The organism is Pantoea sp. FN0305, from assembly GCF_050113845.1.
GTDB lineage: Bacteria > Pseudomonadota > Gammaproteobacteria > Enterobacterales > Enterobacteriaceae > Mixta > Mixta alhagi.
In genome coordinates this window covers 274529-293371 of sequence record NZ_JBNJSN010000003.1, presented here as the reverse complement: position 1 = coordinate 293371, position 18843 = coordinate 274529, and the positions used below count along the sequence as shown (strand labels likewise).

Sequence of the window (18843 nt, the reverse complement as noted above, 5' to 3'; positions counted from 1 at the left end):
TAAACGATGCAGGCTTATTTCGATCAGATTGAACGCGTTAGCTATCAGGGGCCGGACAGCAGCGATCCGCTGGCGTTTCGTCACTATAATCCTGGGGAGATCCTGCTGGGTAAAACCATGGCGGAACATCTGCGCTTTGCCGCCTGCTACTGGCACACCTTCTGCTGGACAGGCGTAGATATGTTCGGCGTCGGCGCGTTCGATCGCCCATGGCAAAAATCGGGCGATGCGCTGGAGATGGCGAAGCGTAAGGCAGAGGTCGCCTTTGAGTTTTTTTATAAGCTGAATGTCCCTTTTTACTGTTTTCACGATGTGGATGTCTCGCCGGAAGGCGATTCGCTGAAAAGCTATCAGCATAATCTGGCGCTGATGACTGACGTGCTACAGGAAAAACAGCAGCAAACCGGCGTTAAGCTGCTGTGGGGCACCGCCAACTGCTTTACCCATCCGCGCTACGGTGCGGGCGCCGCATCAAATCCTGACCCGGAAGTGTTCGCCTGGGCCGCCAGCCAGGTGTGCAGCGCCATGCAGGCGACGCACCAGCTCGGCGGAGAGAACTACGTGCTGTGGGGCGGACGCGAAGGTTATGAAACCCTGCTGAATACCGATTTGCGTCAGGAGCGCGAACAGCTGGGCCGCTTTATGCAGATGGTGGTAGAGCACAAGCATAAAACTGGCTTCCAGGGCACGCTGCTGATCGAACCGAAACCGCAGGAGCCGACCAAACACCAGTATGACTACGATGTAGGCACGGTTTATGGTTTCCTGAAGCAGTTTGGCCTGGAGAAAGAGATTAAAGTCAACGTGGAAGCGAACCACGCCACGCTGGCCGGGCACAGTTTTCATCATGAAATCGCCACCGCGATTGCGCTGGGCATTTTCGGTTCGGTAGATGCCAACCGTGGCGATCCGCAGCTGGGTTGGGATACCGATCAGTTCCCTAACAGCGTCGAAGAAAATGCGCTGGTAATGTATGAAATTATCAAGGCGGGTGGTTTCTCTACTGGCGGGCTGAACTTTGATGCCAAAGTGCGACGTCAAAGCACCGATAAGTACGATCTTTTCTATGGTCATATTGGTGCGATGGATACCATGGCGCTGGCGTTAAAAGTGGCGGTGCGCATGATTGAAGCGGGCGAGCTGGATCGCCGTGTGGCACAGCGCTACAGCGGCTGGAATGGCGAACTGGGCCAGCAGATTTTGCAGGGCGAAATGTCGCTGGCGGCGCTGGCCTCGCATGCGTTAGCGCATCAGTTTAATCCACAGCATCAGAGCGGCCGCCAGGAGCAACTGGAAAACCTGGTGAACGGCTGGCTGTATCGTTAATCAATCAAAGGGAATCGCAGCATGGTTATCGGCATCGATTTAGGCACCTCCGGCGTGAAGGTAGTATTGCTGAACGACGCGGGCGAGGTGGTTGCAAGCCAGACGGAAAAGCTAACGGTTTCTCGTCCGCAGCCGCTGTGGAGCGAGCAGGATGCCGATAGCTGGTGGAAGGCGACCGATAAGGCGATGCGGGCACTGGCTCAGCAGCACCCGCTGAGCCAGGTTCGGGCCATTGGTCTGAGCGGGCAGATGCATGGCGCAACGTTGCTGGATGCGCAGCATCAACCGCTGCGTCCGGCGATTTTATGGAACGATGGCCGCAGCCTGGCACAGTGTCAGCAGCTGGAAGAGGCGCTGCCTGAAGCGCGCAGGATCACCGGTAACCTGATGATGCCGGGCTTTACCGCGCCCAAACTGCTGTGGATAAAGCAGCATGAGCCAGAGATTTTTACGCGTATCGCTAAGGTACTGCTGCCGAAAGATTATCTGCGCTGGCGGCTGACCGGTGTTTTCGCCAGCGATATGTCCGATGCGGCAGGCACCATGTGGCTGGATGTGGCGCAGCGCTGCTGGAGCGAAACGCTGCTTAACGCCTGCGGGCTGACCCTGACGCAAATGCCGACGCTGTTTGAAGGCAACCAGATCACCGGCTATTTGCATGCGCAGCTGGCGCAGCAATGGGGAATGGAAAGCGTACCGGTAGTGGCGGGCGGCGGCGATAATGCCGCAGGTGCCATCGGTAGCGGGATGATTAACGCCGGGCAGGGCATGTTGTCGCTGGGCACCTCCGGCGTTTACTTTGTGGTAAGCGAGGGTTTTCTGGCGAATCCGGAAAGCGCGGTACACAGCTTCTGTCATGCGCTGCCGGATCGTTGGCATTTAATGTCAGTGATGCTCAGCGCCGCCGCCTGTCTGGAGTGGACTGCCGCGCTGACCGGCTGCGCCGATGTGCCGACATTGCTGGCGGAAGCCGAACGGGCGCGATCCGATGTGCCGCCGCTGTTTTTCCTGCCTTATCTTTCAGGCGAGCGCACGCCACACAATAATCCGCAGGCGAAAGGCGTGTTTTTTGGGATGACCCATCAGCATGGCAGGCCGGAGCTGGCGCAGGCGGTGCTGGAAGGCGTGGGCTATGCGCTGGCGGAGGGGATGGATGCGGTACATGCCTGCGGCATCAAGCCATCCAGCATTATGCTGATCGGTGGCGGCGCGCGCAGCGCTTACTGGCGACAGATGCTGGCGGATATCTGCGGACAGACGCTGGATTATTGCCAGGGCGGCGATGTTGGTCCGGCGCTGGGGGCCGCGCGTCTGGCGCAGCTGGCGCTGCATCCGCAGCAGCCGCCAGAAACGCTGTTGCCCATGCTGCCTTTAGCGCAGCGTCATCAGCCCGATGCGCAACGCCATCAACGTTATCAGGCGCGGCGTGCGCATTTTGCCAAAATTTATCAGCAGCTTAGCATGCTGATGGAGACTGAGTCGTTCAGCTAGCGCTTAACTCACCAGGTGACGCCGGTCGAGGCGACGCAGCGCCAGCGCGAGCAGCAGGCTGCCCGCCAGCGTAGTGGTGAAAACCAGCGCAATATCCAACAGCGGCCACTGTTTATGGTCCAGATAGTGCGTACGCATAAAGTGGATGAACAGCGCATGAAAGCCGTAGATCGGCAGGGAATTGCGCGAAATCAGCGCCAGTCCCGGCAGGGGTCGGTTAAGGCAGTTTTTAAACAGGACAAACAGGCTCAGCGCGCCGATAAATACCAACGGCCCGCAGTAGAGATACCAGAGATCGGAAAATGCGCCGTTAACATGCAGCTCTTTTTTGGTGCCGACCGAGATGCCCGCCACGCACACGATAAACAGCAGCGCCATCAGCCAACTCACGCCGCGCCTGTCACACTGCATGGTGCCAAGCGCACGGCCCAGTAGGGCATAGAGCAGATAGTAGATGCTGTCCCCGCTGATATAGAGGTTTACCGGCAGCCACTGAAAGCGGCCTGCAGCCTGCTCGGCGGTGTTTGGATTCGCCAGTACTGCTACCACCAGAACCATCAAGATAACGTAGCGCGCCGTGGCCGGTTTCACCTGAATCAGCGGCGAAAACAGGTAGATAGTGATAATCGCAAAGAAAAACCACAGGTGATAAAACACCGGTTTCTGTAGCAGATGCAGCAGTGAAAGCTTTTCGCTGATCGGCGTCAGCCAGCTGATATAGATCAGCGCGACGGCGCTGTAAAACAGCAAACAGAGCACAATGCGCAGAAAATGACGCGGCTGCGCGCTGCGCTCGCCGAAAAACAGGTAGCCGGAAATCATAAAGAACAGCGGTACGCAGACGCGCGAAGCGGAGTTCAGCAGATTTGCGCTATCCCAGGCAGATTCCGCCACCTGGCCGCTGTTGGTGATATACCAGGTAGTGGTATGGATCATGATGACCATCAGGCAGGCCACCGCACGTAAATTATCTATCCAACTGATCTTTTGCGCCGACATTTTTTCCTCATAAAGCGAGCACTTACGTTTATGAGCGTAGCCAGGCCGCCGCGCTTCAACAACTTTCCGCCAGCAGGAATCAGATTCCATCCCGCCGTCGCCTGCGGTTGAACCTTAATGAAACAAAGCGGCGGCCAGACGAGATCACAGGCTGCATAACGCCCGGTCAAAGGGTATACTGACGCACACTTTTTTAACTCACCCGTATCGCGTGCGAATTCAACATGCAAAAGTTTGATACCAAGACCTTTCAGGGCCTGATCCTGACCTTGCAGGATTACTGGGCGCGTCAGGGCTGCACCATTGTTCAACCGCTGGACATGGAAGTAGGCGCTGGCACTTCTCACCCGATGACCTGCCTGCGAGCGCTGGGCCCGGAGCCTATCGCCGCTGCCTATGTGCAGCCTTCTCGCCGTCCTACCGACGGGCGCTACGGGGAAAACCCGAACCGTCTGCAACACTATTATCAGTTCCAGGTGATCATTAAGCCGTCACCAGACAACATCCAGGAACTCTATCTTGGCTCGCTGAAAGAGCTGGGCATCGATCCTGGCGTTCATGACATCCGCTTTGTGGAAGACAACTGGGAAAACCCGACGCTGGGCGCCTGGGGGCTCGGTTGGGAAGTCTGGCTGAACGGCATGGAAGTCACGCAGTTCACTTACTTCCAGCAGGTTGGCGGCCTGGAGTGCAAACCGGTTACCGGTGAAATCACTTACGGCCTGGAGCGCCTGGCGATGTATATCCAGGGCGTCGACAGCGTTTACGATCTGGTCTGGAGCGATGGTCCGCTGGGTAAAACCACCTACGGCGACGTGTTCCATCAGAACGAAGTTGAGCAGTCCACTTATAACTTCGAATATGCCGACGTGGATTTCCTTTTCACCTGCTTTGAGCAGTATGAAAAAGAGGCGCAGATGCTGCTGGCGCTGGAAAAACCGCTGCCGTTACCGGCCTACGAGCGCATTCTGAAAGCGGCGCACAGCTTTAACCTGCTGGATGCCCGCAAAGCGATCTCGGTTACCGAGCGTCAGCGCTATATTCTGCGTATTCGCACCCTGACCAAAGCCGTGGCTGAAGCCTACTACGCCTCCCGTGAGGCGCTGGGCTTCCCGATGTGCAATAACAACAAATAAGAGGCAGCCATGACTGACAAAACTTTTCTGGTGGAAATCGGCACCGAAGAGCTGCCACCAAAAGCGCTACGTAACCTGGCGGAATCTTTTGCCGCTCAGCTAACCGCCGAACTGGATAGCGCGGGCCTCGCCCACGGCGAGGTGAAATGGTATGCCGCACCGCGTCGTCTGGCGCTGAAAGTGGCCAACCTGAGCGCGGCCCAACCGGATCGCGAAATTGAAAAACGCGGCCCGGCTATCGCTGCGGCCTTTGACGCCAGCGGTGCGCCGACCAAAGCGGCTGAAGGCTGGGCACGCGGCTGCGGCATTACCGTGGATCAGGCCGAGCGTCTGAAAACCGATAAGGGCGAGTGGCTGATGTATCGCGCCCAGGTGCAGGGCGAGAGCGCACAGAAGCTGTTGCCGGGCATGATCGCCACGGCGCTGGCGAAGCTGCCGGTACCGAAGCTGATGCGTTGGGGCGACAGCGACGTGCAGTTTGTGCGTCCGGTACATACCGTTACGCTGCTGCTGGGCGACGAGTTGATCCCGGCTACCATTCTGGGCATTGAGTCAGGCCGCACGCTGCGCGGACATCGCTTTATGGGTGAGCCGGAGTTCACCATCGATCACGCTGACCAGTATCCGGAGATTCTGGAAACGCGCGGTAAAGTGATGGCGGATTACGAAGCGCGTAAAGCCAAAATCAAAGCGGACGCCGAAGCGGCGGCGCGTGGGATCGGCGGCAACCCGGATCTGAGCGACAGCCTGCTGGAAGAGGTGGCTTCGCTGGTTGAGTGGCCAGTCGTACTGACGGCGACCTTTGAGGAAAAATTCCTCGCGGTGCCGGCGGAAGCGCTGGTCTACACCATGAAAGGCGACCAGAAATATTTCCCGGTTTACGGCAATGACGGCAAACTGCTGCCGCACTTTATCTTTGTCGCTAACGTTGAATCGAGCGACCCGCAGCAGATTATCGCCGGTAACGAGAAAGTGGTGCGTCCGCGTCTGGCCGATGCCGAATTCTTCTTTAATACCGACCGTAAAAAACGCCTGGAAGATAATCTGCCGCGTCTGGAGACCGTGCTGTTCCAGCAGCAGCTGGGCACGCTGCGTGACAAAACTGACCGTATTCAGGCGCTGGCGGGCTGGATTGCCGCCCAGACTGGTGCGGACGTCAATATGGCGACCCGCGCCGGTCTGCTTTCCAAATGCGACCTGATGACCAATATGGTGTTTGAGTTTACCGACACCCAGGGCGTAATGGGCATGCACTATGCGCGCCATGACGGTGAAGCAGAAGAGGTTGCCGTAGCGCTGAACGAGCAGTATCAGCCGCGTTTCGCCGGTGACGATCTGCCTTCCAGCCCGGTTGCCTGTGCGCTGGCGATTGCCGATAAGATGGATACGCTGGCCGGTATCTTCGGCATTGGACAGCATCCAAAAGGCGATAAAGACCCGTTTGCGCTGCGCCGTGCCGCGCTGGGCGTGCTGCGCATTATCGTTGAGAAGCATCTGCCGCTCGATCTGCAAACCCTGACCGAAGAAGCGGTGCGCCTGTATGGCAGCAAGCTGAGCAACGAGAAGGTTGTGGATGAGGTGATCGACTTTATGCTGGGCCGTTTCCGTACCTGGTATCAGGAGGAGGGCCACAGCGTCGATACGATTCAGGCGGTGCTGGCGCGTCGTCCTACCCGTCCGGCCGATTTCGATGCGCGCATGAAGGCGGTTTCGCACTTCCGCACGCTGGAAGATGCTGCCTCGCTGGCTGCCGCCAACAAGCGTGTCTCTAACATTCTGGCAAAAGCGACTGAACCGCTGAACAGCAGCGTGCAGGCGTCGCTGCTGAAAGAGAATGAAGAGATCAAGCTGGCGACTTTTGTGACTGCGCTGGAGAGCAAGCTGCAACCGTGGTTTGCTGAAGGGCGTTATCAGGATGCGCTGATCGAGCTGGCTCAGCTGCGCGAAGCGGTAGATAACTTCTTTGACAAGGTGATGGTTAACGCCGAGGATCCGGCGGTGCGTATTAACCGCCTGACGCTGCTGGCGAAACTGCGTCAGCTGTTCCTGCAGGTGGCGGATATTTCTCTGCTGCAGTAACCGCTTTCTTGTGATGATTCACGCCGGGCAATCTTTACAGGTTGTCCGGCGTTGTTGTTTTTCGTCCAGCCTAACCTGCCTTTCAGGCGCGAGCTATAGCATAAAGCGATAGCCTTCCAGCGCTTTAACCGTCATCGGCAGGCTCTGTCTTAATAGCGTCTGTAGATATTCATCCGCGTTCACAGGCGGCTTTTTCAGGCCTGGAATGTTTCATTAATAAAGCCCAGCTCCTGACTCTGGTCTGCCAACTCCTGTAGTGCTTTATTACTTTCTTTGGCACGCTTTTCTTTGTATTGCATAAGGTCAGAAAACAGCACGCGGCGATGACGACCCGTTTTATGAAATGGCAACGTTCCACTTTCTGAAAGCTTCACCATGTGAGGTCGGGAAACATTCAGAATATTGGCAGCTTTCTGCGTAGTTAATTCAGCATGAATTGGAACAACCTGAACTGCGTTACCTTCGGCCAGTTCTCCCGGTATGTTCATTAGCAACATCAGGGCGGATGTGGGTAACTCAATATGATGAGCAACGTTATTTGCATCCTGAATTGATATTTTTTGCGTTTCCAGCTTTGTAGCGAGAAATGCAGCCATTTCTCTTTGTCCACGCAAAGCAGCCTCAATTTTTTCGCAGTCGGGAGGATCAAGCTGCCCAGAATTGAGTCCGTCATATTTTTTACTGGGGTTAGAAATGAAGTTCGGAAAATATAATAATAAATTTAGCTATTTATTTTATTTAACTGATGCTTAGCATAAATACAGGCAGCGGCAGCATTAAAAGATTAATCAAAATATACGAAAAGAAAAATATACGAAATAAACGAAACGCATGTGCACCGACAGAGCTTCTTTTTCCGATAACGCCTAATGCCAAACCAATAAGCTATCCGGATCACAGTTATCAAGAAACGTAATTTGATAACCAGAAAACAGAATACAACCTGGCGCAGCGGCATACTTTCTTAAGCCTGCCGCTCTACGATCGCGATAATACGCTGCTGGCGCTGGGCAGTAACGATCAAAAACCAGACTATGACTGGCATAAAGAGACAGCTTACCAGTTGTTTAGACTGGATGATGGGCGTGAAGCACGGTGTGAGGTGCCCGCCGCCGACGGTGCGACGCTGTTTACGCTGAGGGCGCGTCGCGAAGGGGAAACGTTAACGGTGCAGGGCGAAGGCTGCGCGACAAACTGGACGCTTTGTCTGCGTAATATCCATGAAGTTAAAGAGGTGCAGCAGGGTCGCTACACTGTGAGCGAGCAGGGCGCGATAATTACGCCCGCCAGCGCAGAGTCCAGGCGGGTGATTAGGCTGTAATCCGGTACCTCCGTTCAGGCCGCAGGCGGCACCGTGCGGGCAAAGCTTTCACGCTGAAACATTTTTTCCGCCAGTTTCACCAGCGACGGGCGAGTAACGCACCAGTTCGGCGCGACGTGACGGAAATTAAGATAGCCGATGGCGCAGGCGGCAGCGATATCAGCAAGATTAAGCTGCTCGCCGTTAAGCCAGGTCTGGTTTGCCGCTTCACGCTCCAGCGCATCCAGCCCGCGCTGAATCTTATGCCGCTGGCGCAGCATCTCTTCTGGCGACTGCTGTTCAATCGGGCGCAGCTGTTCCCGCACAATAACCAGCGCTGCGTCGCAGATCCCGTCAGCCAATGCCTCCAGCTGCCTGACCTTTACCGCCTGAAAAGCATCTTCCGGTAACAGTTTTGGCGTCTGTGGCAGGGTTTCCAGCCGCGCGGCGATGATTGACGAGTTATACCAGCACTCACCGTTATCATCGACCAGCGCCGGAACTTTGCCTAACGGATTGTATTGCGGTACGTGGCTCTCTTCGGTCCAGGGCGATTCATTGACAAACTCAAAGGTCAGGCCTTTTTCCAGCATGATAACTGAAATTTTGCGTACATAAGGGCTGGTATAACTGCCGATAAGTTTCATTAAGGTGATCCCCTGCCAGCAAATAGTTGAAATTGCCAGGCCGTCGCCGTCGGCGGCCTGGCCGTTAACGATTAGTCAGTGCCAGGAAACAGAAACGGATTCAGGCTGCTGCGTGCAAAGCCTTCCTGCTCCATACGCGCATCCAGAATCAGCGAGGCGAGATCGTCAGCTACCGGCTCAACCGCCGGATCTTTCTCCTGCCACAGCATTTTCAGATAGGTGCCGCAGTCACCGCAGCTTTCCGCCTTTATTGCCGACTGTTCACTTTCCAGCGACCAGTAGTGCAAATCGCGCGTCTGCTCGCAGTTGGTGCATTTGGCGCGCAGTACATACCATTCGCTTTCACACAGGTTGCAGTGCAGGTAACGCAGTCCGCCGCCCTGGGTGCCCATGTGCACCACGCTGGATACCGGCACGCTGTTGCAGACCGGGCAAAACTGCCGCTGTTCACCATACTCAGCGCGCGCTTTGCCAGGAATTAACGCCGCCATTTGCGCCCAGTAAACCGACAGGGCAGCCCAGATAAAGGGCGCCTTATCGCTGCTTACCTGGGCAAAATCATGCTCCAGAAGGGCAGTCGCCAGCGCATCCAGCTCCGGCGCAGAAGTTTTTTCCAGATTCTCCAGCACCGCCAATGCCTGACCGGTCATCTCCGGCTTCAGTTCGGCAATCAGCGAATGCAGCAAACGTTGCCAGTGGGGATCGCGCGGCAAAGTATGAATATCCAGCGGCGGTTTACCGCTGGCGGCAGTTTCTACCAGGCGCGCATGGAGATCCATATGCAGCGGGTGATCGTAAAGTACGATCTCCTGCGCTTCGGCAATAAACGCGGCAAAGCGCAGATAGTCGCCCAACGGATTTTTTTCTGCCAGCTGGCGCAGACGCGCAGCGCGGCGGCTGTATAAATTTTTCAGCCTGGGGAAAAGTAACGGCGGAATCATATCCGCCGTGGTTTTGTCGCTCTTCTCCAGCTGTTCTTGCGGGATGATGCGAATAGTCATCAGGGACGTTTTTCCTGTTTTGTCGGTTGGCTCTGCTGTTCACGAACAGCGCGATACCAGCGCGGATGGTGCTGCTTCGCCCATAATGGCGTCACCCAGCCTTCCACCATTGCAGTCAGCGTGCCTTTTACCCACAGCGCAGCGTAAACATGCACCATGATCACCACAATCAGGCCCACCGCCGCCAGCGAATGCACCAGTAAGGCCAGCCGGATAAGCGGAATGGGAAAGGCAGCGGCGAAGTAAGGACGCCAGATGACAATACCACTCGCCAGCAGCAGCAACAGACTGATGATAGCAGCCCAGAATACACACTTCTGTCCGAAATTATAGCGGCCGGTATCGCCGACCTCCTCATTCATGGCAACTTTATGGATGTTTTTTGCCCACTCAATGTCGTCACGGTTAACCAGGTTGTGCTTCCAGTAGCGGAAAAACATCAGCATAAAGGCCAGGAACATCGCTACACCGATAAAAGGATGCAGAATGCGCGCCAGCTGCGGCGTGCCCAGCAGGTTTAATAACCAGTTAAACGATGGGAAGAAAAAGCCCAGACCGCTAACGGCGGCGAACATGAAGCAGAATGCCACAATCCAGTGATTGATGCGTTCCGGCGCGCTGTAGCGCACAATCAGGTCGCGTTTTTTCATTATTTCCGATCCTCTTTGTCCTGCTGTTCACTATCCTCATCGTCTTTGACCCGGTTCGGGCCGATACCCACGTAATGGAAAAGCGAACCGGCAAAGGTGGCTGCAAAACCGATGGCCGCCAGCGGTTTCCAAATCCCTTTCCAGAAGGTCACCGTCGGGCTGATGCAGGGGTTTTCCGGCAGACCGTGATAAAGCTGCGGTTTATCGGCATGGTGCAGCACATACATAACGTGCGTACCGCCGACGCCTGCCGGATCGTAAAGACCAGCATTTTTATAGCCGCGCGTTTTCAGTTCCTCGACGCGCTCTGCCGCCAGCTGCTGCATGTCCGCTTTGCTGCCAAAGTGAATAGCGCCGGTAGGACAGGTTTTCACGCAGGCAGGCTCCTGACCGGCGGTGACGCGATCCACGCAGAGGGTGCATTTATAAACGCGGTTATCCTCTTTATTCATACGCGGCACATTGAAAGGGCAGCCTGCTATGCAGTAGCCGCAGCCGATACAGTGTTCCGACTGAAAATCAACGATGCCGTTTGCGTACTGAATGATAGCGCCCTCCGCCGGGCAGGCTTTCAGGCAGCCAGGATCGGCGCAGTGCATACAGCCATCTTTGCGGATCAGCCACTCCAGCCTGCCGTTCTCTTCTACTTCCGAGAAGCGCATAACCGTCCAGGATTTCGCGGTCATATCGATCGGGTTATCGTACACTCCGACGTTAGTACCGGGTTCATCACGAATATCGTTCCACTCTGAACAGGCGACCTGGCATCCTTTGCAGCCGATGCAGGTTGTTACGTCGATCAGCTTCGCCACTTCCTGTTGATGATCGCGCGCCTGCGGCGGCGGCGTTAAACCGTTGGTCGCGGAGCGGCGGATGATGTCTTGCGATTGATAAGCCATAATCGTTCTCCCTTACACCTTTTCCACGTTAACCAGAAAGCCTTTGTATTCAGGCGTTTGTGAATTGGCATCGCCAACTGACGGCGTCAGGGTATTGGCCAGGAAGCCTTTTTTTGTCGCGCCTTCAAAGCCCCAATGGCAAGGTATGCCGACGGTATCCACCTGCTTATCGTTAATGGTCAAACGACGCAGGCGTTTGGTCACCACCGCTTTGGCTTTGATATAGCCACGCTGTGAGCTGATTTTGATCTCATCGCCAGCCTTAATGCCTTTATCGGCCGCCAGCTCAACGCCGATTTCAACAAACTGCTCAGGCTGAGCGATAGCGTTTAACAGCGCATGCTTGGTCCAGTGGCGGAACAACTCGGTAATCGAGTAGGTGGTTGCTACATAAGGGAATTTATCAGCTTGTCCCAGCGTATCGGCATCGCGCTGGAAAATACGTACTACCGGGCTGTGGACCTGAGTTGGGTGCAACGGGTTGGTGCCGGTAGGGCTTTCCATCGGCTCATAATGCTCTGGGAAAGGGCCATCGGCCAGCTTATCCAGCGCAAACAGATGCCCCATGCCGTCCGGCAGCATAATAAACGGCCCAACCTGTTTTTCTGGCGGCGAGGTTAACGGATAATCGGGCACGTCGTAGCCCTGCCAGCGCTGCCCATTCCATTCAATCAGCTTACGTTCCGGGTCCCAGGCTTTACCCTGTGGATCGGCGGAGGCGCGGTTATACAGAATGCGGCGGTTAGCGGGCCATGCCCATGCCCAGCCGGAGATTGCGCCCAGACCGGAAGGATCGGCATTATCACGCCGCGCCATCTGGTTGCCTTCCGGGGTCCAGCTACCGGTATAGATCCAGCAGGCGCTGGCGGTGGTGCCGTCATTGCGCAGTTCAGCAAAGGAGTTAAGTTGTTGGCCCTTTTTCAGCAGCAGCTTGCCGTTATCATCATAAATATCGGTCAGCGCCTGACCATTGCTTTCACGCGCTACCTCTTCCGGTTCCGGGTTGGCAGGATCGGTATAGTTCCAGTTCATTGCCAGTAACGGTTCCGGCGCGGTGCCGCCTTCCTGACGATAAAGTTCGCGCAGGCGCAGGAAGATGTTGCCCAGAATTTTACCGTCGTGCAGCGCTTCCGCCGGTGGCTCGGCGGCGGCCCAGTGCCACTGTAGCCAGCGGGAAGAGTTCGCTACCGAGCCGTTCTCCTCTGCAAAGCAGGAGGAGGGCAGACGGAACACTTCTGTCTGGATTTTGGCAGGATCGACATCGTTAAATTCACCGTGGTGCTGCCAGAAGCTGGCCGTTTCGGTGCTGAGCGGATCGATAACCACCATATATTTCAGGCGAGATAAGGCCCGGAACGCTTTGTTTTTATTGGGGAAGGCAGCCAGCGGGTTAAAGCCCTGAATGATATAGCCGTTGAATTTCCCCTGTTCCATCATCTCTGCCTGCGCCATGCAGTCATAGCTTTTGTCCCACTTGGGCAGCCAGTCGTAACCCCACTGGTTATCCGCCGTGGCGTTATCGCCGTAAAAGCTTTTCATTAGGCTGACAAAAAACTTATCGGTGTTCTGCCAGTAGTTAACCTGGCCGGGCAGTGGAGAAACGGGCGTCGCCTGCTGCAAATAGTGAGAGAGCGTGGTTTGCTTTTCAGAAGGCAGCGGCAAGTAGCCCGGCAGGCTTTGCGCCAGCAGGCCGAGATCGGTATAGCCCTGGACATTTGAGTGGCCGCGAAGCGCGTTAATACCGCCGCCCGGCATGCCAATGTTACCCAACAGCAGCTGGATAATCGCAGCGGTGCGGATGATTTGCGCGCCGTTGGTGTGGTGCGTCCAGCCCAGCGCGTAGAGAATGGTGGCGGTGCGGTTGGGCACGCTGGTGCTGGCCAGCGTCTGGCAAATGGTGAGAAACGCTTCCTGCGATGTTCCGCACAGGCGGCTGACCATTTTCGGCGTATAGCGGCTGGCATGTTTTTTCAGCAGGTTCAGTACACAGCGTGGATGCGTGAACGTATTGTCACGCCTGGCCTCGCCGTTTGCGTCCAGTTCATAATGCCAGCTGCTTTTATCATATTGCTGCGACGCTTCATCGTAGCCGCTGAACAGGCCCTCTTCAAAGCGGTAGCCTTCGCTGACGATCAGTGAGGCATTGGTATAGGCTTTAACATATTCGTGCTGGATTTGGTTATGCTCCAGCAGATAATTAACCACGCCCATCAGAAAGGCCACGTCGCTGCCCGCGCGCAGTGGAGCATACATATCCGCTACCGCCGCCGAACGGTTAAAGCGCGGATCGACCACGATAACTTTGGCTTTATTATGGGTTTTGGCTTCAATAACCCATTTAAATCCCACCGGATGGGCTTCCGCCGGGTTGCCGCCCATAATCATCACAACATTGGCGTTTTTGATGTCATTCCAGTTATTGGTCATCGCGCCCCGGCCAAAGCTGGGAGCCAGAGCCGATACCGTTGGGCCGTGACAGAGGCGCGCCTGGTTTTCCAGCGCGACGATGCCTAAAGCACGGGCGAATTTATGATCGAGTAGGCCTGTTTCGTTACTGGCGGCGGAGGAGCAGAGCATGCCGGTTGTGGTCCAGCGGTTTACCGTTGTGCCTTGCGCATTCTTTTGCTGGAAGTTAGCATCACGGTCGGCCTTCATCAGCCGGGCAATACGATCGAACGCCTCTTCCCAACTGATACGCTGCCATTTATCGCTGCCTGGCGCGCGGTATTCAGGGTATTTAAGCCGCTGTTCGCTATGGATATAATCCAGAACGCCGGCCCCTTTCGGGCAGAGCGAGCCCCGGCTGACCGGATGATCGGGATCGCCTTCAATATGGTAAATAGAGGAAACGGCGTTTTTAGCACCGTCGCCTCGGCTATAAATCAGCATGCCGCAGCCAACGGAACAATAAGTACAGTTATTTCGGGTTTCCTTTGCCCGAAGCAATTTATATTCTCTCACGTTTGCGAGGGCAGCAGAGGGCGTAAAGCCTAATAATGTTAGAGTTGTCCCTGCCATGCCACCCGCACAGATTTTAAAAAAACTGCGTCTGTTAATATGCATAGTATTATTTTTTGCTCAAAACATTGCCGGAGCCCCAAAAAATAACACTCTTCAGGCTAATTTTTTTGATGAGCGTCAATAAGTAACTATATTGTTATCGTTTTTTAAACGGTTAATTATAAAGAGGTATATCGCTTAAATTGTTCAATTTAAAGGTTTGATTAAATTAATTAACGGTGATGTGAATTTTCCGACCTTTTAAGGGCGTCGCTTTGACGTGGATATTTTAATTAAAGGGATACGGTTACGTTATTCGCATTTTATGTGTAGCGATTTTTTTGCCATGCGCAGGCGGCAGGTTCAGAATTGCGGCACAAAATTCACACGCTGTGCGGCTTAAGGTTACACCTTAGCCTGTGTGGTTGTGGCAATCGGGTAGACGTAAATTGAAATCTGAAGATCAACAAAATGTCGGGACGATAACGCCTCTTACCGGCGTAAGCGAAGTACAGGTATGGCAGCGCGATGCGCTGGCGGAATCACGCGGTGACTGGCTGGCCGAGGAAGTGCCGGTGGCGCTGGTGTATAACGGCATTTCACATGTTGTTATGATGAGCACGCCAAAAGATCTTGAAGCGTTTGCGCTGGGTTTTTCCTTATCGGAAGGCATTATCGCCGCGCCGGAAGAGATTTACGGCATGGATGTAGTGCCCGGCTGTAACGGAATCGAGGTACAAATAGAGCTTTCCAGCCGCCGCTTTATGGCGCTGAAGGCCCAGCGTCGGGCAATGGCCGGGCGCACCGGCTGCGGCGTATGCGGCGTTGAACAGCTTAATGAGATCGGGAAACCGATCCAGCCGCTGCCGTTTACACAGAAGTTTGATTTGCGCTTGCTGGATAATGCATTGCGCCAGCTAAAAGATTTTCAGCCGGTCGGACAGCTGACCGGCTGTACCCATGCGGCGGCATGGATTGGAGATGCCGGCGATCTGACCGGCGGTTGTGAGGATGTAGGTCGTCACGTTGCGCTGGATAAGCTGCTGGGTTACCGCAGCCGTCGGGGATGGGCTCGTGGGGCGGCACTGGTTTCCAGCCGCGCCAGTTATGAAATGGTGCAGAAATCAGCCATGTGCGGCGTGGAAATTTTGTTTGCCGTCTCAGCGGCCACCAAACTGGCGGTGGACGTCGCCGAACGCAGTAATTTGACGCTGGTGGGTTTCAGCAAGCCAGGCCGTGCAACGGTTTATACGCATCCTCAGCGGCTGACATGGTCGCAGGATTAAAATATAAGACAAAGCTCATTCTGCTGAAATGCAGATATAACTGCCCGTAATCTGCACGGCAGTTATATTCCGTTCATATTCGTTGTTCGGTCCACGCACGCGTAAGTGATATCTGTTATAACCTTATAAAGAGAGGGGCATTGATAATCCTTTTCCCGATCATTAATTTAACTATAATGATCCAACTGCTTACGCGGTGCTTACAACTAAAAAGTGCCGCTCCTACAATAAATGGAGATGATGAACATGAGTTATTCACTGCCATCCTTGCCTTACGCATACGACGCACTGGAACCGCATTTCGACAAGCAGACGATGGAAATCCATCACACTAAACATCACCAGACCTACGTTAACAACGCTAACGCAGCGCTGGAAGGCACCGAGTTCGCTGACCTGCCGGTTGATGAGCTGATCACCAAACTGGATCAGGTTCCGGCAGAGAAAAAAACCGTACTGCGCAACAACGCGGGCGGCCACTACAATCACAGCCTGTTCTGGAAAGGTCTGAAAACCGGCACGACTCTGCAGGGCGAGCTGAAAGCTGCGATTGAAAAAGATTTCGGCAGCGTTGAGAAATTCCAGGAAGAGTTTGAAAAAGCAGCGGCAACCCGTTTTGGCTCCGGCTGGGCGTGGCTGGTGATAAAAGGCGACAAGCTGGCGGTGGTTTCTACTGCTAACCAGGACAGCCCGCTGATGGGCGAAGCTATTTCCGGCGCTTCCGGCTACCCGATTCTGGGGCTGGACGTATGGGAACACGCTTACTACCTGAAATATCAGAACAAACGTCCTGACTACATCAAAGCATTCTGGAATGTAGTGAACTGGGACGAAGCTGCGGCACGTTTTGCTAACGCAAAATAAGCGCAGGCTACGATCGAGTAAAGAACCGGTGGGCTAAGGCCTGCCGGTTTTATTTAGAGAGTATCTTATTAATTTGTGTTTAGTCATATTCTAACCTCCGTATTGTTATTAAATAAACTCTCCTGCTTGCTAAATCTATTAGCGCATTAACGTCCTGTTTATCTTCGCTGCCGTAATATCGCCATATAGTTCATCCATTCTGATAAATATTATGTCAACTATTACTGAGAACCCGACGCCCGGACTGTCGATGGGGTCACTGTTTTTCCAGCTAAGCTTCGGGAAATTTAAGCCAAATAAACTCTGGGAATGCCCACGCTTTCGGCTGAAGTTTTTACTGCGTTCGCTGGCTTATCCCGTAACCACTTTTTCCTATATGGAGCAGATGGCTGAACTGCCGGCCATGCGTCAGGCTCTGCTTATTCAGGGATTGCTGCCAGCGAAGATCCATCGCCCTTACCTTTGCTCGCTATTTAGTGTGAAACAGCGGGCGCAGGCGCTGTTGGCGCATTACCGTACCCTACAGCAGTTGCCGCATACGTTATATCAGCTGTTCCTGTCGCCGGTTGATCAAACCATGGCGCGCCTGCAGGGTAAAAATAATGAGCAGTTTGATATTGTTTGCAGTACCGGGCGTTACGATCGGGAAGGCGAAATAACACTGGTACTGCTCTATAACGCGGTGACCCTTGCCTCGCTCTCTTTTTCGTTTATTGAACAGCAAGGGCAGCGAGCAATATTAATTGGGGGATTACAGGGACCCCGTAAAACGGTAAATGCCGATATGATCCGCGAGGCCACGAAAGCCAGCCACGGCCTGTTCCCTAAACGCGTATTAATGGAAACGCTGTTTTACCTGGCCGGGCGCTGCCAAATTAAACAGATTCAGGCGGTAGGGGATAATACGCATGTTTTTCGCAGCCTGCGCTATCGCCACAGCAAAAAAGAGGTGTTTCACGCCAGTTACAGTGAATTTTGGCTGTCGTTAAATGGGGAGGCGCTGCCGAATGGTCTGTACCAGCTGCCGCTGGCGATGCCGCGTAAACCGCTGGAAGAGATCGCCAGTAAAAAACGCGCGGAGTACCGTCGGCGCTATGAGTTTATGGATGCGCTGGAGCAGCAGCTGGCGCAGGTTGTGGCCGGGTAAGGCATCAGGCCGGGCTTAATCCCGGCCTGCAGACTCAGAAAGCTTTAGGCGCGAAGCCCGTCATCTCTTCCAAACCCATCTCTTTACCCAGCGCGGTCATTGGGTGCACCACCACCAGGCCGCGCACGCTTTTTTTCAGCGCGCCCATATTTGCCTGTTCTTTTTTGGTGATAGCCCGGCTGAAAGGCAATTTTTGCAGCTTCTGTGCTTCTTTGCTCAGCTTCTGGTCACGCACGTCGCGCAGACGTTCGATCTCTTTGACCAGCGCTTCTTTTTCTTTCAGCAGCGCGCCGAGTTTCTCCGCATCGCCCGATTCCAGTAACATCGGCTCTTTACGATTGAGCGCATCCAGCAGATCGCTGAGGCGCTTGATTTCGGCTTTTTCCTGCTCTTTCATGACGATTACCTGTACTGATGAATAACCGATAGGATACACGAAAAGCGTGCGGGACGCGGGGCTACTTTTTAAAGGCCTGCTTCATGCTGATGCGGGAGATCAACTCGGTCAGCGAAAGCACCATGGTTGAACGCAGCACCTGTTGATAACGCTGTTGCTGCATGGCACGCAGCTGCTCGTCATCGGCAGAGAAGTCAGGGCGGGGCGGCCAGGCGCTGACGCAGTGCAGCTCGCTGAAGGGTCCCAGAATCTCATCATCGCTAAAACGGTAGTCGCTGTGGTCATGGTTCAGCTCTTCACGCAGCGCCATCAACAGCTCGCAGTCTTCATACTCCTGGCGACTAATCACGCCCAGGCCGTAAATCAGCTTCAGCCTGACTGACATCTCGCCCAGCGGGCCATTACCGAATAGCAGCGGCTCGACGGCATATTTCACCGCATAGTCATCCTTGCGAAACACCTGAAGCACCAGCAGATTGACCGCCTCGGTCAACAGCTCGACGGCGGCAATCAGGAAGCTTCTTACCGAGCGTCCGGCATTCAGGCGCTCCAGCACCTGATTTTCAAAAGCCTGCTTCTCTTCCATTGTTGCCTGTACATTTATCATTCTGCGCGCGGGCA

At 54.7% G+C, this 18843-nt stretch carries 16 protein-coding genes and 1 pseudogene; 8 read left to right on the top strand and 9 right to left on the bottom strand.

The genetic code is table 11. The annotated features are described in order from the left end of the window. Positions 1 to 6 precede the first annotated feature (6 nt). Entirely contained in the window at positions 7 to 1326 is a 1320-nt protein-coding gene (xylA, locus tag ACQE3Y_RS08340; RefSeq protein ID WP_426981407.1) for a xylose isomerase, read from the top strand. A 21-nt stretch (positions 1327 to 1347) separates the two neighbouring features. Then, positions 1348 to 2817, top strand: coding sequence for a xylulokinase (gene xylB / locus ACQE3Y_RS08335; protein WP_426981405.1), 1470 nt, complete (start codon positions 1348 to 1350; stop codon positions 2815 to 2817). Between the two features lie 3 nt (positions 2818 to 2820). Here xylB and ACQE3Y_RS08330 read toward each other — a convergent pair whose 3' ends face one another. Continuing rightward, a complete protein-coding gene (locus tag ACQE3Y_RS08330; protein ID WP_426974073.1) occupies positions 2821 to 3816 on the bottom strand; it encodes an acyltransferase in 996 nt (331 codons plus the stop codon). Positions 3817 to 4040: 224 nt separating this feature from the next. Here ACQE3Y_RS08330 and glyQ point away from each other — a divergent pair, with 224 nt between their 5' ends. Together glyQ and glyS are read left to right on the top strand one after the other, a co-directional pair. Beyond that, positions 4041 to 4952: a glycine--tRNA ligase subunit alpha gene (gene glyQ, locus ACQE3Y_RS08325; RefSeq protein WP_085068944.1), complete on the top strand. Its 912-nt coding sequence runs from the start codon at positions 4041 to 4043 to the stop codon at positions 4950 to 4952. Between the two features lie 9 nt (positions 4953 to 4961). Beyond that, positions 4962 to 7031, top strand: coding sequence for a glycine--tRNA ligase subunit beta (gene glyS, locus ACQE3Y_RS08320; protein WP_426973881.1), 2070 nt, complete (start codon positions 4962 to 4964; stop codon positions 7029 to 7031). Between the two features lie 194 nt (positions 7032 to 7225). Here glyS and ACQE3Y_RS08315 read toward each other — a convergent pair whose 3' ends face one another. Next, a complete protein-coding gene (locus ACQE3Y_RS08315; protein ID WP_426981404.1) occupies positions 7226 to 7627 on the bottom strand; it encodes a helix-turn-helix domain-containing protein in 402 nt (133 codons plus the stop codon). Positions 7628 to 7980: 353 nt separating this feature from the next. Here ACQE3Y_RS08315 and ACQE3Y_RS08310 point away from each other — a divergent pair. Continuing rightward, a pseudogene (locus ACQE3Y_RS08310) lies at positions 7981 to 8352 on the top strand (alpha-xylosidase); the annotation flags it as partial. 14 nt (positions 8353 to 8366) lie between these two features. On the opposite strand, the gene ACQE3Y_RS08305 reads toward ACQE3Y_RS08310, so the two are convergent. From ACQE3Y_RS08305 to fdnG, 5 genes are all read right to left on the bottom strand, one after another. Further along, positions 8367 to 8978, bottom strand: a complete 612-nt coding sequence (locus ACQE3Y_RS08305) for a glutathione S-transferase (RefSeq protein WP_426981403.1) — start codon at positions 8976 to 8978, stop codon at positions 8367 to 8369. A 71-nt stretch (positions 8979 to 9049) separates the two neighbouring features. Further along, positions 9050 to 9979 (bottom strand): formate dehydrogenase accessory protein FdhE, encoded by a 930-nt coding sequence (fdhE, locus tag ACQE3Y_RS08300; protein ID WP_426973883.1) that lies wholly within the window; start codon positions 9977 to 9979, stop codon positions 9050 to 9052. Next, positions 9979 to 10629 carry a formate dehydrogenase cytochrome b556 subunit gene (fdoI, locus tag ACQE3Y_RS08295; RefSeq protein WP_250651366.1) on the bottom strand — a complete coding sequence of 217 codons (651 nt, stop codon included), beginning with the start codon at positions 10627 to 10629 and terminating at the stop codon, positions 9979 to 9981. The genes fdhE and fdoI overlap by 1 nt, the downstream gene beginning before the upstream one ends. Then, positions 10629 to 11528, bottom strand: coding sequence for a formate dehydrogenase subunit beta (fdxH, locus tag ACQE3Y_RS08290; protein ID WP_250651367.1), 900 nt, complete (start codon positions 11526 to 11528; stop codon positions 10629 to 10631). The genes fdoI and fdxH overlap by 1 nt, the downstream gene beginning before the upstream one ends. Before the next feature lie 12 nt (positions 11529 to 11540). After that, positions 11541 to 14591, bottom strand: a complete 3051-nt coding sequence (fdnG, locus tag ACQE3Y_RS08285; RefSeq protein WP_426981401.1) for a formate dehydrogenase-N subunit alpha — start codon at positions 14589 to 14591, stop codon at positions 11541 to 11543. Between the two features lie 419 nt (positions 14592 to 15010). Here fdnG and fdhD point away from each other — a divergent pair, with 419 nt between their 5' ends. The 3 genes from fdhD to ACQE3Y_RS08270 all read left to right on the top strand — a co-directional run bounded on the left by fdhD (position 15011) and on the right by ACQE3Y_RS08270 (position 17825). Then, positions 15011 to 15814 carry a formate dehydrogenase accessory sulfurtransferase FdhD gene (gene fdhD, locus ACQE3Y_RS08280; protein WP_426974074.1) on the top strand — a complete coding sequence of 268 codons (804 nt, stop codon included), beginning with the start codon at positions 15011 to 15013 and terminating at the stop codon, positions 15812 to 15814. 246 nt (positions 15815 to 16060) lie between these two features. Beyond that, positions 16061 to 16678 carry a superoxide dismutase [Mn] gene (sodA, locus tag ACQE3Y_RS08275; RefSeq protein WP_426981400.1) on the top strand — a complete coding sequence of 206 codons (618 nt, stop codon included), beginning with the start codon at positions 16061 to 16063 and terminating at the stop codon, positions 16676 to 16678. Between the two features lie 211 nt (positions 16679 to 16889). Continuing rightward, positions 16890 to 17825 (top strand): VirK/YbjX family protein, encoded by a 936-nt coding sequence (locus ACQE3Y_RS08270; RefSeq protein ID WP_426973886.1) that lies wholly within the window; start codon positions 16890 to 16892, stop codon positions 17823 to 17825. Between the two features lie 34 nt (positions 17826 to 17859). Here ACQE3Y_RS08270 and ACQE3Y_RS08265 read toward each other — a convergent pair whose 3' ends face one another. Beyond that, positions 17860 to 18222 (bottom strand): YibL family ribosome-associated protein, encoded by a 363-nt coding sequence (locus tag ACQE3Y_RS08265; RefSeq protein WP_085068923.1) that lies wholly within the window; start codon positions 18220 to 18222, stop codon positions 17860 to 17862. 61 nt (positions 18223 to 18283) lie between these two features. Further along, positions 18284 to 18829, bottom strand: coding sequence for a mannitol operon repressor MtlR (gene mtlR, locus ACQE3Y_RS08260; RefSeq protein ID WP_426973887.1), 546 nt, complete (start codon positions 18827 to 18829; stop codon positions 18284 to 18286). Positions 18830 to 18843: the final 14 nt, after the last annotated feature.

What these genes read in the sequence shown, in the direction of transcription:
- fdhE (WP_426973883.1), bottom strand. Translation starts at nt 9,979, where the DNA reads ATGACTATTCGCATCATCCCGCAAGAACAGCTGGAGAAGAGCGACAAA.
- fdxH (WP_250651367.1), bottom strand. Translation starts at nt 11,528, where the DNA reads ATGGCTTATCAATCGCAAGACATCATCCGCCGCTCCGCGACCAACGGT.
- glyS (WP_426973881.1), top strand. Translation starts at nt 4,962, where the DNA reads ATGACTGACAAAACTTTTCTGGTGGAAATCGGCACCGAAGAGCTGCCA.
- fdnG (WP_426981401.1), bottom strand. Translation starts at nt 14,591, where the DNA reads ATGCATATTAACAGACGCAGTTTTTTTAAAATCTGTGCGGGTGGCATG.
- fdoI (WP_250651366.1), bottom strand. Translation starts at nt 10,629, where the DNA reads ATGAAAAAACGCGACCTGATTGTGCGCTACAGCGCGCCGGAACGCATC.
- mtlR (WP_426973887.1), bottom strand. Translation starts at nt 18,829, where the DNA reads ATGATAAATGTACAGGCAACAATGGAAGAGAAGCAGGCTTTTGAAAAT.
- ACQE3Y_RS08265 (WP_085068923.1), bottom strand. Translation starts at nt 18,222, where the DNA reads ATGAAAGAGCAGGAAAAAGCCGAAATCAAGCGCCTCAGCGATCTGCTG.
- ACQE3Y_RS08330 (WP_426974073.1), bottom strand. Translation starts at nt 3,816, where the DNA reads ATGTCGGCGCAAAAGATCAGTTGGATAGATAATTTACGTGCGGTGGCC.
- ACQE3Y_RS08270 (WP_426973886.1), top strand. Translation starts at nt 16,890, where the DNA reads ATGTCAACTATTACTGAGAACCCGACGCCCGGACTGTCGATGGGGTCA.
- glyQ (WP_085068944.1), top strand. Translation starts at nt 4,041, where the DNA reads ATGCAAAAGTTTGATACCAAGACCTTTCAGGGCCTGATCCTGACCTTG.
- xylA (WP_426981407.1), top strand. Translation starts at nt 7, where the DNA reads ATGCAGGCTTATTTCGATCAGATTGAACGCGTTAGCTATCAGGGGCCG.
- xylB (WP_426981405.1), top strand. Translation starts at nt 1,348, where the DNA reads ATGGTTATCGGCATCGATTTAGGCACCTCCGGCGTGAAGGTAGTATTG.
- ACQE3Y_RS08315 (WP_426981404.1), bottom strand. Translation starts at nt 7,627, where the DNA reads ATGGCTGCATTTCTCGCTACAAAGCTGGAAACGCAAAAAATATCAATT.
- ACQE3Y_RS08305 (WP_426981403.1), bottom strand. Translation starts at nt 8,978, where the DNA reads ATGAAACTTATCGGCAGTTATACCAGCCCTTATGTACGCAAAATTTCA.
- sodA (WP_426981400.1), top strand. Translation starts at nt 16,061, where the DNA reads ATGAGTTATTCACTGCCATCCTTGCCTTACGCATACGACGCACTGGAA.